Source organism: Acinetobacter genomosp. 15BJ, from assembly GCF_000400715.1.
Lineage (GTDB): Bacteria > Pseudomonadota > Gammaproteobacteria > Pseudomonadales > Moraxellaceae > Acinetobacter.
This window is the reverse complement of sequence record NZ_KE007347.1, coordinates 864,396-880,931: the sequence shown is the minus strand read 5'-3', so window position 1 is coordinate 880,931 and position 16,536 is coordinate 864,396. Positions and strand designations below refer to the sequence as shown.

The 16,536-nt window shown below is 34.3% G+C and carries 12 protein-coding genes and 4 pseudogenes; 9 read left to right on the top strand and 7 right to left on the bottom strand.

The features are described 5' to 3' along the window. Positions 1 to 223: 223 nt before the first annotated feature. The 3 genes and pseudogenes from F896_RS09970 (at position 224) to F896_RS0119825 (ending at position 2,798) form a co-directional block, all read left to right on the top strand. Positions 224 to 1,447, top strand: a complete 1,224-nt coding sequence (locus F896_RS09970; protein ID WP_016163679.1) for an MBL fold metallo-hydrolase — start codon at positions 224 to 226, stop codon at positions 1,445 to 1,447. 55 nt (positions 1,448 to 1,502) lie between these two features. Further along, positions 1,503 to 2,087, top strand: a pseudogene (locus tag F896_RS0119830) (IS5 family transposase); the annotation flags it as partial. 402 nt (positions 2,088 to 2,489) lie between these two features. Then, a complete protein-coding gene (locus F896_RS0119825) occupies positions 2,490 to 2,798 on the top strand; it encodes a hypothetical protein (protein ID WP_032882208.1) in 309 nt (102 codons plus the stop codon). Positions 2,799 to 2,968: 170 nt separating this feature from the next. Here the strand turns inward: F896_RS0119825 and F896_RS0119820 are convergent, their stop codons facing one another. The 7 genes and pseudogenes from F896_RS0119820 to F896_RS10000 form a co-directional block, all read right to left on the bottom strand. Then, positions 2,969 to 3,433, bottom strand: a complete 465-nt coding sequence (locus F896_RS0119820) for a GNAT family protein (RefSeq protein WP_016163676.1) — start codon at positions 3,431 to 3,433, stop codon at positions 2,969 to 2,971. A gap of 23 nt (positions 3,434 to 3,456) precedes the next feature. Further along, a pseudogene (locus tag F896_RS0119815) lies at positions 3,457 to 3,892 on the bottom strand (hypothetical protein). A gap of 1 nt (position 3,893) precedes the next feature. Beyond that, positions 3,894 to 6,254, bottom strand: a complete 2,361-nt coding sequence (locus F896_RS09975) for a hypothetical protein (protein WP_016163673.1) — start codon at positions 6,252 to 6,254, stop codon at positions 3,894 to 3,896. Continuing rightward, a pseudogene (locus F896_RS09980) lies at positions 6,244 to 6,711 on the bottom strand (site-specific integrase); the annotation flags it as partial. The gene F896_RS09975 and the pseudogene F896_RS09980, both read right to left, overlap by 11 nt. A 36-nt stretch (positions 6,712 to 6,747) precedes the next feature. Further along, a protein-coding gene (locus F896_RS09985; RefSeq protein WP_085940850.1) for an IS3-like element ISAba21 family transposase occupies positions 6,748 to 7,913 on the bottom strand; the annotation gives its coding sequence in 2 pieces (ribosomal slippage) (positions 6,748 to 7,655 and positions 7,655 to 7,913; 1,167 coding nt in all). Positions 7,914 to 7,980: 67 nt separating this feature from the next. Next, a pseudogene (locus F896_RS09995) lies at positions 7,981 to 9,105 on the bottom strand (site-specific integrase); the annotation flags it as partial. Positions 9,106 to 9,111: 6 nt separating this feature from the next. Then, positions 9,112 to 10,446: a site-specific integrase gene (locus F896_RS10000; RefSeq protein ID WP_016163670.1), complete on the bottom strand. Its 1,335-nt coding sequence runs from the start codon at positions 10,444 to 10,446 to the stop codon at positions 9,112 to 9,114. A gap of 295 nt (positions 10,447 to 10,741) precedes the next feature. Between F896_RS10000 and F896_RS10005 the strand changes: the two genes are divergently transcribed. The 6 genes from F896_RS10005 to F896_RS10030 are packed head-to-tail and all read left to right on the top strand — an operon-like array spanning position 10,742 to position 16,534. Then, positions 10,742 to 11,377, top strand: a complete 636-nt coding sequence (locus F896_RS10005) for a CDP-alcohol phosphatidyltransferase family protein (protein ID WP_016163669.1) — start codon at positions 10,742 to 10,744, stop codon at positions 11,375 to 11,377. 10 nt (positions 11,378 to 11,387) lie between these two features. Next, positions 11,388 to 13,136 (top strand): bifunctional alpha/beta hydrolase/class I SAM-dependent methyltransferase, encoded by a 1,749-nt coding sequence (locus F896_RS10010; protein ID WP_016163668.1) that lies wholly within the window; start codon positions 11,388 to 11,390, stop codon positions 13,134 to 13,136. Positions 13,137 to 13,148: 12 nt separating this feature from the next. After that, on the top strand, positions 13,149 to 14,516 hold the full coding sequence (locus F896_RS10015) for a phosphatase PAP2/dual specificity phosphatase family protein (protein ID WP_016163667.1): 1,368 nt from the start codon (positions 13,149 to 13,151) through the stop codon (positions 14,514 to 14,516). Continuing rightward, positions 14,513 to 14,935 (top strand): hypothetical protein, encoded by a 423-nt coding sequence (locus F896_RS10020; RefSeq protein WP_016163666.1) that lies wholly within the window; start codon positions 14,513 to 14,515, stop codon positions 14,933 to 14,935. Before F896_RS10015 ends, F896_RS10020 begins: the two co-directional genes overlap by 4 nt. Positions 14,936 to 14,942: 7 nt before the next feature. Further along, positions 14,943 to 15,593 (top strand): lysophospholipid acyltransferase family protein, encoded by a 651-nt coding sequence (locus tag F896_RS10025; protein WP_016163665.1) that lies wholly within the window; start codon positions 14,943 to 14,945, stop codon positions 15,591 to 15,593. Beyond that, the gene (locus tag F896_RS10030) at positions 15,590 to 16,534 is read left to right on the top strand and encodes a phosphatidate cytidylyltransferase (RefSeq protein ID WP_016163664.1); all 945 of its coding nucleotides are present in this window, start codon (positions 15,590 to 15,592) and stop codon (positions 16,532 to 16,534) included. Before F896_RS10025 ends, F896_RS10030 begins: the two co-directional genes overlap by 4 nt. Positions 16,535 to 16,536: the final 2 nt, after the last annotated feature.

Sequence of the window (16,536 nt, the reverse complement as noted above, 5' to 3'; positions counted from 1 at the left end):
ATAATGAACTTATTGGCTGGTTTTATTTATTTAACTTATTTTCATCTAAAGCCTCATTCATAATAAAAATACAAAATTTAATTAATTAAATTAATAATTTATTGCAAATAATATTAAATTTATAAATAATTACGTCATGAACTAGTATTAACCAACAATTTTTTCATTGTTTTGATGTATCTACTGCATACACTATGTTGAATTCATATAGATGGAACAATAAATGACACACACAGTTAGAACATGCTTTCACGCTGTAGGCAATGGAACCTTATTTAGTGGACAAATACTAAATTCAAAAAGTAGTGAAACTTTTAATTGGATATATGATTGCGGCTCTACGAGTAAAAAGATCATTCTAGATACGGTAAATAGTTTACCAGTTTGGTTTCAATATCAAACAACGATTGATATGCTGGTAATTTCACATTTTGATAATGATCATGTGAACGGTCTTGAGATCTTACTGAAAAAATTTTATGTAAAAAGATTAGTACTCCCTTGTACTGAATGGCCACAAAGTGTACGAGAAATATCAATACTCGGAAAAAAGGGTATTACGCCTTCACTAGCACTATTTCAATTGAACCCAGCTAAGTGGCTGCAGGTTAATGGTCTTGATAATCGAATAAGTGAAATTGTATTAGTAGAAGGAAGAAATGCCCCAGATTACGATACATTACCACCAAATAAAGATTCATTAGACATCCCAGATGTTCCCCAAGATTATTTACCAGATGAAGCAGCAGTCTCGGTATTTTTTGAATTTGATACACCTCTTCAGCGTTCTAGTATTAACGTAACGAAGATAAATCATTTTCAACCTATTAATGATTTAAGTAGATCATTTGAATTCATGTTCTATAATGCAGAAAAAGATTTTTCAGAACTAGGACTAGTTTATGAGTCAGGAGGAAAAATCTTTGCCAAAAAATCAGGCCAAGCTCTGTCCAAAGTTAAAGCTGATATTGAAAGTACTATTGTCTCATTGGGTTTAAATCAAAAAATCAATAAACTTCCATCAAATTGGAGAAAAATATTAAAAAATTGCTATGAACAGCATTTTGGCCATACAGGGAAAGCTAAGAATAATATTTCCTTATGCATGTATGCTGCTCCTATGAAAATTAATTCAAATAACTTGCATTATGCAACACTACTTACAGGCGATATAAATCTATCATGTAATGTTATAGATGATATGAAAATGCATTTCGGAGTTGATCGTTGGCAGTCTTTTAAATTAGTTCAAGTACCTCATCATGGATCCCAACATAGTTGGACAACAGGGAATACAGCTAAATTTATTCCAGCAATATTTGTTCAATGTGTCACTCCCACAAAAAATCATCCGCATTCAAATGTAACAGCGGATCTAGTAAATTTTGGCGGAATAGTATGTGACGCTGATCGTAAATCAGCAGTAGTTGACTTTTATAGATATTAACGGCTTTGTTGCACAAAGCTATTCTTAAAGGCTCCTTCAGCAATATAATTTCCAAATGAAAAAGCCAGCACCTAAAATCTATCGTACAACGAATTGGTCCTCTTATAACTAAGCTCTAATCAAGCGAGGAAATATTTCAATTTGGTTCGACCCTCAGACTCAATGGTATCCTCAGCAACAAGCTAAGCATGGAAGAAATAAAACCTATTCTGATACAGCAATTCAGTGCTGTTTGATGATCAAATCTATCTTTCGACTTTCTCTGCGTATGGATACAGGTTTTGTGCAAAGCCTGATTAAACTCTGTGGCTTGAATTGGGCTGCGCCAGATTACTCCACCCTCTGTAGAAGACAAAAGCATATTGATATTGCGATAAGCTATCAGAAAAGTCGTGATGGGCTACACCTACTCGTCGACTCTACGGATTTAAAATTTTTAGGTGAAGGCGAATGGAAGCGTAAGAAACATCAGCCTGAATACCGTCGGCAATGGCGTAAACTGCATATTGGTATAGATGCTGCAACACTGCAAATACGTGCCGTTCAGCTTACGACAAATAATGTCAGTGATTCACAAGTACTGGGTGATTTACTGGATCAAATCCCATCTGACGAGCGAATAGATTCTGTCTATACCGATATGGAAATTTAACTATTGTTTTAGATGGCATAGATGAAGTTATTGCAAGAAAAGGAAGCAACTTTAATCTAAATACACTTATTGATTCTATATTTAACAGTTATTCTGGAAATTTAAATAAAACCAAAATTATAATGACTTGTCGAGATTATTTTTGGGAAATTTCACAAAATTTTAAGAATAATTTTTGATTTTTCAAACTTAAAATTTAATAATTGCCATTTTGAGAATTATGAAGGTTTTGCTGAGTGTGAATTTAATGATAATACTTTATTTAAAAATACTATTTTTAAACCAAGTTTAATAAAAAAGGGGGGTAACTACCAGCTTAACTAGTAGAATATTGATGACTCAACTTGTGATACATCTGGTATTTATGATTTCCTTCAAGAAAAAGAAGAGTTGGAAAATGAAAAAGAACAAGAAATACGGAAAAATTTAAAAAGAATTATTACATATTTCTGGCAAGGAAGTTTTTTTGTTCAAAAGTTAGCTAGTGAAGCTAGAAATAGATTCAAACATTGTATGAATCTATTTACTTCTTTAATTGATTTAGGAGTTATTATTGAGAATAAAGTAACAACCCATCAAAAACGTCAAGATATCGCATATCAGATTTCAGAGAAACATATTAGTCTTAAGAAAATATTTGAAGAAAATGATACATGTGTTGAATTTGAATTGATATTGAAACGTGTAGAAGGGGTTTAGTTATACTATCTGTACTAGTCCAAACTTGATCTGACAGTTACCCATTTTTGGTTGTGTCTGTCAGGTTAAATTTGAGCTAAGTTTTTCTCAGCCCAAACTCGTTTTCCATCAAGTAATGTTTCGATTGGTGTATCTCTCACTGTCAGTGATAGTTGTCACCCCTATAAAAATCAATTCATTAAGGAAATTCGTTTATCTATTAAAAGCAATAACTCTTGTACCTCAATTTTGTATTGATCGCTTTTAAACCCTAATTTCAACATGAATTTTTGACAGTCTTTATTCGGACATTCAATGATTAGAAAAGAATATCCAAACTTCTTCCCAAATACGCATAATTCTTTGAGTAATTTCGTACCAAAACCTTTTTTAGGGGTTTTAAACCCTAATCTTGCAACTATAATTTCTTTGATTGTACTAGTCTCATCGAAATATCCTAACCTAAAATAAAAATCATTATTGGGATTATGTACGGTAACTTTAATATTTACGAACTTACATTCAGATGCAATGCCATTTATTTTTATAGATTTAGGCGCTAATCGTAGTACATTAACCATAAATTCTTTTAATAAATATTCAAATGCAAACATTTCATCCTTTTTTATAACAATAGTCTCAGCATAATTTAGCATCGAAGTTTCCGTGGGTTGTAGATTTATTTAAATGAAAGATATTTTTTGAGAAGGTGAGGTGCTAATAGATGATCCACTTTCAAATTCATTCTTAGTTTCACTTCTTCAATGATATCTATAAGTGTTTCTGTATTCTGATGGAGTTGTAACTCCAACTCATCAATTTGCATACGTAAATTTTTATTGGTGTCCGTAAGAGCCTTCCTAGTTTTTTTATTTACATAAAGTTGCTGTTCTTTCGTCTTTAAATTCAAGAGAAATCTGCTCAGAGATATACAGTGATATTAGCTTCTTCCGTTCAGCAGAACTCAGAGTACTTAGCCCACCTGATATATAACCCTTAGCTCTTAGGCGGCTATGAAGAGCTTTGTGCGAAATAGGAGATTTTTCAAAACCCTCAACCAACATCATTTGCAATTCTTGTTCAATGACTTCATCTAATTGCTTACCACGTAACATATCAGGCTTCCTTAGACTCAATTTTTTGTTGTTCGATGGCGAACAGTTCACTCAATGTAGTTGGTAATTTAGTAATCGTATCTCCATAAGGAAAAACGGGAATGGGAATTAAACTATTTTGTCTATCAAGTGCTTTTGTCTTTAAGTCACTTAAATAAAGTATTTTTTGACGTAAACCCTCAAGCATTTCTCTATAAGATAAATCATGGACAACGATTTGCTCCATATGTGCAAATTCATCATGCAACTTATTCAACGTATATTCTAAGGCTTCTAACTCTCCTTTTCGACCAGTTAATGCAAAGTTTCCACATTGATCACCTGATTGGCAGGCTAAACGTTTCGGACAAACATGCACAGCTACTTCACGCATACATCCACCAAAAGGTAAGGGGTGTAAACATGCATGACGTTGGACTAAGGAGTTTGCTAATGAATTGTCTTCTTTAGCCAATTCATTAAATGACTCTGCGATATCTTGAAAATATTCATCAAAGAAAGATTCCTTTACATAACTCGCTACTTCATTTTTCGAGTCAAAGGTTTGTAAATTCATCTTAAGATTATTTTCAAGGTCTAGTTGATCTGAAAAGTACATTAATCCATCATGTTTGATAGAGTTAATTGGAAAATCTGCCTTAATCTCTTGATTATCAGTTTCATAAAGTTTCAACTCATGTTTTTCTAACAAACTGGCTGTGACTTTACGTTGCTTTAATGCTAAATGTTGATAATACTGGTTTTGCTTAATATCTACACGTCCCATTAGCATTGCTTGTAAATGTTCAGATAATCCGCTCAATGCAAGAAAAGTATTGATATTATGCCGTGGTAGATGGCTTGTTAATGCTGTGTGTTCTACATCATTTTCCATTAAATTATATTTAACAAATACAGAGATATTAGAACTTTTACCACTTCTCGTTCCTAAAAAATTATTTAAAATTGTGACATTTAATGGGATGATATTTGTAATATGAGAAAAATTTCTTTTTAATGTGGTTGATTTATATTCATGAATAAACAATAAATCCTCATATTCCAAACTCTCCATCTTACCCTCATAGTTAAATACATGGGATAGTGGGTAATCTGAGGAATAATTTGGTGTTAATAACCTAATAAAGTTATTAATATCTTTTTTTAAAAAATATGTCTTTATCCTTTCTTCCTTAACTCTTTTAAAAATAGGCACTTTATTTATTGAGGTTAGAACTACAACGCGCTGTGCCGCTATACCGCTTTTCTCAGTATGCCTACTATATTGACTTTTAGACCTTAATCTAAAAACCGTTCCTATTAAATCATCTAATTCAATATAATCTGCTCCAATCTCATCTATCACCTTTGGTAAAAAATTAATGCATTTCTTTGATTTTAGATATCTAATATATTCTCTGTATTCTTTGGTAAGTTCTAACACAGATTGAAATATTTTTTCTACCAAATTTACAGCCAATGGCTCAACCCAATGAATCCTGAAACCTGAGCCTTTTGCACCATGATATTGGATACCAAGTGTGTATTGTTTAATACCATCTAGGGTAATATGTTCTTTGGTTACAGGATCAAGTATTGGTTGTTTGATTAAAGCATCAGTTTTTAGAAGAAGTGCTTCTGTTGAACGTAAACCAGTTATAATTAGTAAAAGTAAAAGATTCAGTACGATTTTTTCACCATTTGTTTCACATAAACTGATTAATGAAACAATATTTAAAAATGTCCGAATAGAAATCAACTTTTCTTTGTTTAATTCATCTTCATCAAGCTCTAGTTGATCTATTAAAGCTTTTGTTTTCTTAGCATTTGGGGTTCTATTTTGGCGGTTTATAAAGAGGTATTTTTGAGAAAATTCTAAAGATTGTTCGGTAAAACCATAGTGATTTAACATCTCTTGTAATCTAATGTATGTACCTGCATGATCGGGAAGATTCGTTTTACTTGAATTTTCTGCCAAAATTTCAAAAGATTTATTTAGTATTAATGTAGATAACTGGCAGGGATGTATGCTCTCCATTTTTTCCACATATAGAGAACTATACCAACGCTTAAGAATAAGAATCTCAGAATATAATTTTTGTGGTGATGTTTGCGAGTTAGCTTTTCTATAGCTAAGAACCATCACTGCTTTCATAAATTCTTGATATGTTATATCTATTGAAAAGTCATCTATTCCTTTCAATCTTTTCCCCATTTGGAAGGAGAATCTAGTTTTCCCACTACGAGAAAGTAACCATCCAGACCCAACCACTCCACCTGACCATTCTGGATTACTCCATGACCATTTAAAATTTGGTTGAATATTTTCATCAAAAAACTTTTTCTGTTCGTTAATAAAAGCATTATATTTTTCAAGATTCATTAATGCCATCCTTTTGCATTTCACAACGAACAATTACTGATTCGATTTCAAATTTTGTTGACTCATGGACCCTAATCAATGGATTTCTAGAGACACCTATACCATCAGATAGTCTAATCAGATCATTAATTTCACATTGAATACTTTCTAAAACATTAGTGTGATCGGCATCGATAAAAGGATGAAAATATATACACCCATAGCAGTTGCGGACAGGTTGAAATAAGCATTTATCATTGTAAGAACAGCCACCGATGTCATAATGAATTTTATGGCCAATGTTGCCCATTACTTTTTTGTGTTTCCATTCCTGCTTATAAACTAAACGCCCTGTAAGTAACATAGCGATCATCTGCTTATATAGAGAATTTCTACCTAAGGCTTGAGCTCTAATTTGTGCTAGTTGTAGTGTAGAGAAAATATAATGTCTTGCGGTCACAACTGATGAATGTGATATGTGCTGAATTAGCAGGAGACTTTCACTTGGGATATGCTAGGCAGCTAACCGATAAAAGTTCTCTGCTATTTGATTTGGCGTTTTAAAATCCAAACTCTTTTGAATTCTTCGCTGATTATAAAATAACACAATGTATTTTGTAATATCTGCTTTAGCTTCATCTCTGGTTTTATAGTTGCAATGATGCACTAATTCATTCTTGAGTATGCCCCAGAAACTTTCAATCGGTGCATTATCGTAACAGTCCCCACGTTTGCTCATTGAACCTTGAAAATCACATTTTTCCAGTATCTTTCGATATTCATGGCTGCAATATTGGCTGCCTCTGTCCGAATGAACAATTAAGCCTTTCGTTGGTTTTTGATTACGAATCGCCATAGTCAGTGCATTGCAAACAAGTTGTGCGGTCATACGCTCATTTAAGCTATAGCCAACCACTTGTTTCGTGTACAGGTCTTTTACTGCTGCCAAGTATAACCAACCTTCAGCAGTCCAAATGTATGTAATATCGCTTGACCATGCAAGATTGGGCTTAGTCATTGAAAACTGTTGCTCTAGTAAATTTGCGTAGATCGCTCGATTATGATCACTCTTCGTAGTTCTTTTGAAACGCTTATGACGCTTACAATACAGCTGGTTGAGCTTTTTTATTTGACGTACAGCATACGTACTGATTTTGATACCTTGCGCTTGTAAATGCTTAGTTAATCGAATATAGCCATAGCTTTGTTTAGTTTCCTCATGAGCTATTTTGACCAAAATTGTCTGTTGATTTCGCTGAACCAATCTTTTATTCATGCCTCGTTTTAGCCAATCATAAAATCGTGACACTGAAACGTGAAGTAATCTAGCCATAAAGCTAATCGGGAATAAATGTCTTTGCTGTTTCATATAGGCGTACCTTACTGACTTTCTTTCGCAAAGTACGCTGCTGCCTTTTTTAGAAATTCACGTTCCATTTCAGCTGTTTTGAGCTGTTGTTTGAGCTTTTTATTTTCTTCGAGTAAGGCATTTAGATCAGGTGAATATTGTTTAGTGCCTGCTAAGGTGCCAGTCTTTGCTTTATTATTCCAATTTGAAAGAGTTTGCATTGAAATGCCAAGTTGTCTGGCTGTTTCCGATACATTGCCTTGATTGGCTTCAATCAATTTTATTGCTTCAACTTTAAATTCTGCGGTGTAAGTCTTCTGTTTCTTGCTCATGGTAAACTCCTGATGAGTGTCTATAGTTTACCAAGTTAAAACCTCCTGTTTTCTCAGCACACATCAAATGACCTAAGATATATGCTATTTCTTCAGCGGAAGAGCCTGCCATAGCTAGACTATAACCAACATGATGTCGGAAGTCTGAAAAAGAATACTTCTGCTTTAGCATTTCACCTGCACGAACAGCTTCTCTATAGGCTTTAGGAGCAAAATTAAATAATTGTGTATTAATAGCTTCTGAGCAAAAGTGTGCAGAATTTTCTCCTAAATTAAATAATTTATTTTTTGAACTTAAGTTATATCTTTTTATATATGCAATGATAATTTCAGCAACTTCTTCTGGTAGCTTTACAGCTATTTTCTCATGTATATATTGAGATTGTTTAGCATAAGGAATTAATACACTATAGCGATGGAACTGATCTATCAGACGTGTGGTATCTATTTTTATATCTTCAGCTGATAGCTTAGCTAATTGCACAGGTCTAAGACCAGTTACATACACCAAACCAAGTATTGATGAGTAAAGTAGTTCTTGATTATCAATACTTTGAAAATTATCTTTGATAACTTGGTTTAACTTAATAAAACCTTGTTGAATCATTGAAATTAAAGGGTAATCTATCGTATCCTCATATTCCTGATAGAATAAATTTGAATTAAAAGATTTAGGTCTAGGAATAAACTCAAGTTCAAAATCATCTTCAATATCAAAGTTAGGAAAGTCTTCTAAAATTAAAAGTCTCAGTAAAAATTTTATATGAGCATAAGTATTCTGATGATTTTCTTGGGGGGCAATTTCTATCAATAATTGTTTTAAATTTTCATAATTTAAATGTAAGTTTCTATTTTTTAAATAATTTATTAAAAAGTTAAAAGAATAGATTTTTCTACTCAAAAAAGATGGTGTATTTTTTTGAATAAAGGCTATCAGGAAAAATTTAGCTAAAGTTGTTTCATTTTCAGAAAAAATTGAGAAATCTAATTTTTCTGTCTGACCAGAATAATAAAATTTCCAAATATTATTTGTAGAATTGATGAAATTATCGTCAAATTTATCTGCAATTAAAAATTTAACAACTTTTGGTATTTTTTTATCTAGATCCTGAAGAGCTATCATCTGACGATCATTAAAAACCGATACAGAATGTTGTTCTTGAGAATCTTCAAAAATGTCAAATTGCTCCATTACTTATTATTCCCATAATTCTTGTGATATACGTTGCAAATTTATAAAATTGGCACTATCAACAATGAATCGTTTTGCATAGTAATTTGGCATTATACTGTTAGCACTCCAACCACCCAAGACACGTAAATCTTCAAGTGCTTTTTGCATAATTTCATCATTACTTTGATTTAACGTATATTTACTGTCGTTTCGATATTTTTTAACAGCAAAAGCCAAAGTCATATATGCCCATGTATGACGACATACATGTGGGGTTAACTTCTGAATCGAATCGATATTTATATCATCAAAATATATAGGATGTAAGGTCCTAAAGGCCTGTTCTATCATATTAAAAATTGCGTTAATGGATGAGTAGCTCAGTGGAGAGTAGGGAGGTCTTAGTGAGGTAAACAGGATATCTGAATCATTAAAATTCCTTATTTTTTCTATGTACAGCCTCAAAAACTTATAATCCATACTATCTAGTTTTATAACTCTATAAGATTGCTCGTTTTGTATGCTAGGTTTTCTCTGTCTGGAATCATGTTCATCATCCGTATTGGTTATTATGAGACTATATGAGTCAGAATTAAGGGATTTTTTTATTGATCTTTTTGTGAGCAGCATTAGTTCACCAACCCGCAAACCGTAGTTCATCATAAGGTGAACAATCAGAAAATTACGAAGTTGATGTGATTTTGTTGAGAATGGGTTATCTGGATTAATATTAGTGCCCTGGTCTGGACGAATAATTTTATAAAGCATAACCGCCATTTCATTGGTTAAACTTTTAAAGCTATGATTAATTTCACTTTTTACAGTTATACTACGTTTAGAAAACTTACTAAAATTCCTTTTTTTATTAAGTAAAAACAAATCTATTTTTTTTCTACGATTAGTTAACTCTTTGATTGTAATATCTTGATAGCGTACATTCCAATATTCATCTAAAAGATATATGAAATACTTAAACAATGACCTCAAACGTTGTGTAATAGTCATATAGTTAACATCAATATTTGATCGTAATCGAATTAAATTTACTTCTAACTTTTTATTATTTTCTAAGAAAACAATGAAGTTATCAATTTCATTCAAAAAAATTTCAGGCTCATACTGGGACGATAAAAATGTTTCACAAAAAGAAGTCGAATATTTCTGATACCAAAATTCATACCAAAATTTTAGTGCTAGCAGATCTGACTGTTGTGTCGCAAAACTTTGAAATCTCAATACAGCTGTAAAATAGAGTAAAGGATAGAGGCAAGGTAATGTTGTTGAACTATCAAACAATAGAACTATACGATTTTGATTTGAATACTTTTTTGAAAGTTTAATTGTTTTTACGACAAACATTCTAGACACCAAGAACTTTATGAAGTAAATAGAATATAAACATATGTGTTCACAATATGAAATACTATTAAGAATAAGTAGTTGATTTTAGGGTAAACAAAGAAATCTATGAACTTAAAGTATCTTGCACTCAATTTAACATAATATACATTATGCGAAATAATTTAGTTATCAGTATATGATGCTTAGTAACTTCTGTAATTACCATTTTGCTGCTATCTCAATGTCTGTTGACATACATTAGAAAGTTACACACAATGCTATTCACTATATAAATATGCATATATCAATAACAATGCCTTCGATTTATCAGTTAAAACCTGCATTTCAGAATTTACTTCGCCCATTTGTACAATGGCTTTACTCTAAAAAGATTACAGCGAATCAAGTTACGCTTTTAGCAATGTTAATCTCTGTCGCTTTAGCAATTGCACTTTACAGTCTGCATCTTTACCAACAGCCTTTAATCCTATTTTTATTCTTTCCTGTATGGATGTTGGTTCGTATGGGTTTTAATGCAATTGATGGCATGCTCGCACGTGAGTTTAATCAACAATCAAAACTTGGCGCATATTTAAATGAAATCTGTGATGTCATCTCCGATTCAGCGCTTTATCTGTGTTTTTTAGGCTTAGCTTTCATTAACTCATTCCTGTTGGGTTTAGTTGTCTTTCTAGCGATTCTGAGTGAATATGCTGGCGTTATGGCGCCATTAATTGGTCAGGAACGCCGTTATGATGGTCCTATGGGTAAAAGTGATCGTGCATTTTGGTTTAGTTTAATTGCGTTATGTGTCAGTTTCAGCCCTTATTTAATAGAAAATAATTATACAAATTCAATAATTTACTTCTGCAATGGACTGCTTATTTTCATTGCAGCACTATTGGTTTTGACAATTTACAATCGTATTAAAAATAGTATTCAACTTTAAGGAAAATCAGATGCAAAGCTCACAAAAACATGTATTTACCAGTCATGATGATACCCAATTAGCCTATCAACATTGGCCAGCAGCTACAGAAAAAGAGACAAAAAAAGCAATTATCTTATTCCATCGTGGACATGAGCATTCTGGACGTATGGCACATTTAGTCAATGAGCTTGATCTACCAGAATTTGATTTTTTTGCATGGGATGCGCGTGGACATGGAGAATCACCTGGTTTACGTGGTGATGCGCCAAGTTTCTCTGCATGTGTGAAAGATATTCAATATTTTGTACAACATATTGAATCCACATATAATATCGTACCAACCAATATTGCCGTCATTGGTCAAAGCGTTGGCGCAGTTTTGGCAGCCACATGGGTACATGATTATGCACCAAAAATAAGAGCTTTGTGCTTAGCATCACCCGCATTTGATATCAAACTCTATGTACCATTTGCAAAAGCAGGTTTAACTGTTTTAAGCAAACTCAAAGGTAATTTCTTTATTACCAGTTATGTAAAAGCTAATATGCTGACACATGATGCTGAACGTGCGAAAACTTATGATACAGATCCTCAAATTGCCAAAGCCATTTCTGTACGGATGCTTTTAGGCCTATATGCCGCTTCTGAACGCGTCGTAAATGATGCACAAAATATCTTTGTTCCTACTCAAGTTTTAAGTTCTGGGTCGGACTTTGTGGTATTCCGTAAACCTCAACAGCAGTTTTATGCAAAGCTTCCTCATCCACGAAAAGAGTTCCATGTACTAGATGGTTTTTATCACGATACTTTAGGTGAAAAAGACCGCCATATTGCAGTAGAGAAAATTCGTCGTTTTATCTTACAAAGCTTTGCTGAAGATTATCAGGCGCCAGATGTTCTCAATGCCGATAAAATTGGTACAAGTTGCGCGACGGCTGAACAACTGAGTAGTCCACTTCCCGCTTCTTCCATCAAAAATCTATTCTGGAATTTAACCAAACGTAATTTAAAACTCGGTAGTAAATTTTCGCACGGTTTAAAAATTGGTGAAGATACCGGGTATGACTCAGGCAGCACTTTAGATTTTGTTTATCGAAATCAAGGTGAAAGTAAAAATATTCTTGGCAATATTATTGATCAGCAATATTTAAATGCAATTGGTTGGCGTGGTATCCGCGTGCGTAAACAACATATTGAGCAGCTATTGGCGAAATATGCGAAAGCACTGACCAAGCAACGTAAAGATGTTCGCATTCTAGACATTGCAGCGGGTCATGGGCGCTATATTCTAGATGCTGTAAATGAACTTCCAACACCACCTAAATCAGTGCTCTTAAGAGATTATAGCCAGTTAAATGTTGATTCTGGTTCTGCATTGATTCAGCAAAGAAATCTTGAAAACATTGCTCAGTTTGAATTAGGTGATGCCTTTGATACAGCATCACTAGCCAAAGTTAAACCAAAACCAAATTTAGTCATTGTTTCCGGGCTTTATGAACTATTTAGCGATAACGATTTATTAAGACAATCACTCTCTGGTATTCATCAAGCAATGCTACAAGGTGGCTTCCTGATTTACACGGGACAAATTTGGCATCCACAACAAGAGTTTATTGCACGTGCACTTACCTCACATCGTCAAGGTGATGCTTGGGTGATGCGTTTACGCTCGCAAGCCGAAATGGATGCACTGGTTGAACAAGCAGGCTTTAAAAAAGTGGACCAATGTATTGATGAATTTGGAATTTTTACAGTTTCGGTTGCTCAAAAAATTTAAATAAAGACTTTTATGCAAAATAATATTTTAGATCGTCAACCAGGTACTTGGAAATGGGGACTACTCTGCCTAGTCCTTTTAGCGCCCTTTTTCTTTTTAACCTATGGTTTTGCAAATCAATATGCATCCAGCCTCAGCAATGTTCCAAGTATAGTGTTTGCTTGGGAACATCATATCCCGCTTTGGGCATGGACCATTGTGCCGTATTGGTCGATTGACCTTTTTTATGGTTTGTCGCTATTGTTATGTTGGAATAGATTTGAATTAAAACAACATTCGCTTAGGCTATTTGCTGCCCAAATTATTTCGATCAGTTGTTTTTTAATTTTTCCCTTAAAATTCAGTTTCGAACGTGCTGAATTACATGGTTTCTTTGGATTATGGTTTGATGTATTGATGGGTTTTGATAAACCCTTTAATCAAGCACCTTCATTACACATTGTTTTATTAGTTATTCTTTGGGATTTTTACCGTCGGCATATTAAAGCAAACTACCGTTGGTTGGTACATCTGTGGTCTTTTCTAATCGGACTTTCTGTCTTAACCACGTGGCAACATCACTTTATTGATATTCCTTTGGGACTATTGGTTGGTGCATTTTGTTTATGGCTATTTCCACTCACGGTTAAAGCACCTTATCAAAAAAATGGCTTGCAGCGATTGACGAGCAAACATTTAAAATTAGGGTGTTTTTATTTGATTGGAGCCTTAGTTTGTATAACCCCCGCATTTTTATTCAAAGGTACATGGCTATGGATGTTATATCCAGCGATCAGTCTTTTCTTAGTCGCTTTAGCATACTTTTTGGTTAGACCACATTTTTTCCAAAAGCAAGAGAACGGTCAAATGACTGTCGCTGCATGGTTATTGTTTGCACCTTATTCTCTAGTCGCATGGATAAATAGTCGTATTTGGACCTATCAACATCCTGAAGACTCATTGATTTTGCAACTCAACGGCGTTGATCTCTATCTAGGCCGTATCCCAACAACCGAGCATAGTAAGCAATATCATGGTGTATTTGATTGTTGCGCTGAATTGCCGGCAAACAACGTTCATCATTATGAAAAATACAGTACGCTTGATCTAATTCCAATCCAAAGCGAACAATTATTAGAAGCATCAAAAAAGTTTGATCACTTTATTCAGCCGTTAATACAAGCAAATGAACCACAACAAGTATTGGTTTTTTGTGCGCTTGGCTATTCCCGCAGTTGTAGTGTGTTGATTGCATGGCTATTACAACAAGGCTATGTGAATACCTCGGAGGAAGCTGTTAGCTTAATTCAAAAGTCACGTCCTTGGATCGTTTTGAGTGAAACACATATTGCTGAAATTAAACGTTTCCAACTGTTGCTCACTCAGGCGAAGCAGCTATGAAAATGAATTTTGTCGTGGTTAGCCAATTGCTCAAGCAAACTCAGAGTATTTTAAAGTCAGGATATTTGGTCTTTGTCTTATCAATCATCACTTTATCTTTATTTTCAAAAATGCAGATCGTAATTCCTCTTTTACTCGTTACTGGGCTATTAGCAATACACCATTATCTATTTATTCGGATTGAGTTTGATCGTGGCCTATTACAGCATATGGTTGACCAGCCTGAGGACGTAGAAAGTCTTACTCAGCAATTGGACCAATCGCTGTTAAATTTGAAGTTGATTCCATCTAGTAACACGGGTCGTAATTGGTCTGAACGCTTCAAAGGCTGCTTAAGACTCTTAAAAATACAGATCGTCATTGTCTTAATACAGTATTCTGTATTTATTGTACTTTTTTATAAATTAGCACATAGATGAAGGTTGAATGAAAAAAAATATAATCACGCAATCAGTTGCTCGTTTTATTGCATTCTTAACCCGTCGTGGTGCACGGTTGTTAACAGGTGCACGAAGTTTATGGGTCGGTTGTGAACCTGAACTTAAGCAACGGATTTATTATGCCAACCATAATAGCCATATTGATTTCATTCTACTATGGTCTTCTTTACCCACTCATATTCGTCGACAAACACGACCAATTGCAGCGTCAGATTATTGGCTCAAAGATGGACTCAGACGCTTTTTAATTCAAGATACTTTTTCAGGTGTTACCATTCAACGTAACCGTAGTGATCAGCAAGATCCTTTACAACCAGTAAAAGATGTCTTGGCAGAAGGCTATTCCATTATTTTCTTCCCTGAAGGGACACGTAATTTAAATGATGATGTCGAGATGCTGCAGTTTAAAAGTGGCCTTTATCATCTCAGTCAGCAATTCCCTGACGTTGAAGTTGTGCCTGTTTGGATTTCTAATTTAAAACGAGTCATGCCTAAAGGCGCATTTATCCCCTTGCCTCTACTCTCGACGGTCATCTTTGGTGAACCCTTAGCACTTGATCAACTCACGGGCAAAGATCAATTCTTGCAGCATGCTCAGCAGCAATTATTGAAATTAAAAGAGGCCGAGAACCAATGAGTTTAGACAATTTACAACAAACTTATCTATTGTTTGGCATCTTTGCAGTCATTTTGATTATCGCCTCAAGTATTGGCTTTATCCTCAAACAAAAAGCAGGTACATCCCCTTCTCCTGTCATTGATAACCTGAATGCACGTATCAATGCGTGGTGGATCATGCTCATAGTCTTGGCAGCCGCCATTCTATTGGGAAAAACTGCTTTTATTGTCCTGTTTGGCCTTATTTCATTTTTTGCATTACGTGAGTTTATTAGTTTATTACCAACACGGCGTGGCGACTATCTGCCCTTACTAATTGCGTTCTACTTTGTTATTCCTTATCAATACTATTTGGTCTATACCAATTGGTACGGGTTATTTTCGATTTTCATTCCGCTGTATGTATTCTTACTGATTCCAATTGCCAGTTTAAAGCTGGAAGATACCACACACTTCTTGGAACGCAGTGCCAAAATCCAATGGGGGCTTATGGTGAGTGTGTTCTGTATCTCGCATGTCCCTGCCCTGTTAAATCTGGATTTACCCGAATTTAAAGGGGAAAAAATTTGGTTGGCGATTTGGCTGATTATGGTGGTGCAAGCCTCAGATGTGCTGCAATACGTATGTGGCAAACTCTTTGGAAAACATAAAGTTGCCCCTACACTTTCCCCATCAAAAACCGTAGAAGGGTTAATTGGCGGTATTGTTCTCGCAACTGCACTTGGTGTATTGATGTCATCCCTCACCCCATTCAATTACTGGCAAGCAGCTCTGATTGGATTGATTATTTGTATTTTTGGTTTCTTTGGTGGACTGGTTATGTCTGCAATCAAACGCGATCGTGGTGTGAAAGATTGGGGACAACTTATTCAAGGTCACGGCGGTATGTTAGATCGTATCGACTCTATCTGTTTCTCTGCACCGATTTTTTTCCATATTCTTCGCTATTGGTGGAGCTGATC

What these genes read in the sequence shown, in the direction of transcription:
- F896_RS10030 (WP_016163664.1), top strand. Translation starts at nt 15,590, where the DNA reads ATGAGTTTAGACAATTTACAACAAACTTATCTATTGTTTGGCATCTTT.
- F896_RS0119820 (WP_016163676.1), bottom strand. Translation starts at nt 3,433, where the DNA reads ATGCTAAATTATGCTGAGACTATTGTTATAAAAAAGGATGAAATGTTT.
- F896_RS10025 (WP_016163665.1), top strand. Translation starts at nt 14,943, where the DNA reads ATGAAAAAAAATATAATCACGCAATCAGTTGCTCGTTTTATTGCATTC.
- F896_RS10020 (WP_016163666.1), top strand. Translation starts at nt 14,513, where the DNA reads ATGAAAATGAATTTTGTCGTGGTTAGCCAATTGCTCAAGCAAACTCAG.
- F896_RS10015 (WP_016163667.1), top strand. Translation starts at nt 13,149, where the DNA reads ATGCAAAATAATATTTTAGATCGTCAACCAGGTACTTGGAAATGGGGA.
- F896_RS10010 (WP_016163668.1), top strand. Translation starts at nt 11,388, where the DNA reads ATGCAAAGCTCACAAAAACATGTATTTACCAGTCATGATGATACCCAA.
- F896_RS10000 (WP_016163670.1), bottom strand. Translation starts at nt 10,446, where the DNA reads ATGTTTGTCGTAAAAACAATTAAACTTTCAAAAAAGTATTCAAATCAA.
- F896_RS09975 (WP_016163673.1), bottom strand. Translation starts at nt 6,254, where the DNA reads ATGAATCTTGAAAAATATAATGCTTTTATTAACGAACAGAAAAAGTTT.
- F896_RS09970 (WP_016163679.1), top strand. Translation starts at nt 224, where the DNA reads ATGACACACACAGTTAGAACATGCTTTCACGCTGTAGGCAATGGAACC.
- F896_RS10005 (WP_016163669.1), top strand. Translation starts at nt 10,742, where the DNA reads ATGCCTTCGATTTATCAGTTAAAACCTGCATTTCAGAATTTACTTCGC.